Origin of the sequence: Levilactobacillus muriae (assembly GCF_045862015.1) — a bacterium.
Taxonomy (GTDB): Bacteria; Bacillota; Bacilli; order Lactobacillales; family Lactobacillaceae; genus Levilactobacillus; species Levilactobacillus muriae.
In genome coordinates this window covers 1-1,591 of sequence record NZ_BAAFRU010000061.1, presented here as the reverse complement: position 1 = coordinate 1,591, position 1,591 = coordinate 1, and the positions used below count along the sequence as shown (strand labels likewise).

General features: G+C 40.0%; 1 protein-coding gene. It reads left to right on the top strand.

What is annotated here, in order from left to right; genetic code table 11:
- Positions 1–249: 249 nt before the first annotated feature.
- Entirely contained in the window at positions 250–1,464 is a 1,215-nt protein-coding gene (locus tag ACKTSF_RS14450; protein ID WP_407890274.1) for an IS110 family RNA-guided transposase, read from the top strand.
- The last annotated feature ends 127 nt before the right edge of the window (positions 1,465–1,591 follow it).

Here is a 1,591-nt window from a genome sequence, read left to right as displayed (position 1 = left end):
AAACATACTAAGATTAGCTCTGTAAAACCGAATTCGGTTTTACAGAGCTTTTTGAATTACAGTAGGTATATGGAGCTAAAGATCGCACAAAGACCCTTGGACCTCGAGTCCGCTTATACAAACTGATCACCGCCATTATCTCTAGTAATTCAGGTTTAAGTATGTTGGTCTTCGAGACCGCGTTTAGGAAATTAGAATAGACGGAGTTAATCCCGGAATAGTTCTGCATTTTTTTAGGAGATGTTAGTTTTGGAACAACATGATGTTATTGGTATTGATGTCTCGATGGGGAAAAGCAGTTGTGCTATCTACCACCAAACACAATGTCTTTATGATTTCACTTTTACCCATACGATCACTGGTTTTAAAACCTTGCTTTCAAGAGTTAATCTAGGGACCAATCCGGTTGTTTATTTTGAATCAACTGGTATTTACTCGAGACCGATTGAAACTTTTTGTAAAAACAATAGATTGAACTACGTTGAGGTAAATCCCTTAACGTTACACTTCCAAATGAGTACCCTGCGCCGTCTTAAGACTGATCGAAATGACGCTCATAAAATTGCTCAATATGGTATCCAATATCCACAAGCATTGTCTCAGCCATTCACTCCTACCTATGGAAAAATACGTGAATTGACCCGATTTCATGCTCAAATAGAAACGGATATCAAGGATAAGCGCATGCGGCTTCATAACGCTCTCCAACAGACTTTTCCAGAGTTGGAGCATCTTTTCGCCAGTCGTGTATCAAAGCTAGCGCTAAATGTTATTGAACTCATGCCACACCCAGACTTCGTCCGCTCTCTATCACAGACCAAACTAAAAAACATCTTGTCAAAGAACACTGATAAGAAGCTCTCTAAGGCAAAGACCCTGCGCCGCGCACAAGAGCTTCTACACTTCGCATCAATTAGCTATCCGGCAGCTAATCGTAACAGTATTCAGGTTGACGAAGTGCAATATTATGCTCGGCAGTTAATCAACCTTATCCAGGAAAAAGAGAAACTAGTTAAGCAACTCAAAAAATCAGCCCAAATACTTCCTGAATTTGAAATAATGACCTCGTTTCCAGGAATCGGCGACCAAACGGCCGCCGAATTGATTGGAGAACTTGGCAACATTCGAAGATTCGTCAACAATCGCAAACTAAATGCCTATATCGGAATCGACTTGAATCGTTATCAATCCGGTACATACACCCGCCCTGATCACATTAATAAGCGTGGTAACGCCCATGCACGCAGTATTTTGTTCTTCACAATAGGGAATATGATCCGTCAACAGGCAGCCGCACCAAATCATATTGTCGATTACTATTACCGATTAAAAAAAGGACCTCATCCCAAACGGGATAAGGTCGCAAAGGTAGCTTGCATGAATAAGACCATCAAGTGTCTCTTAGTCATGGTAAAAGCCAACCAAAGATATGACTATTCATATCACGGACTCAAGGTCCAATAAGGCATACACCTTATAAATTTAGTCTAGCAGTCTCACTTTAATTTTCAAATCTTTCTTAGTGAGGTACTGTTTAGTGTACACGAAATTTTGAAATATATTTATTTACAGAGCTTGACTAAACGTAGGA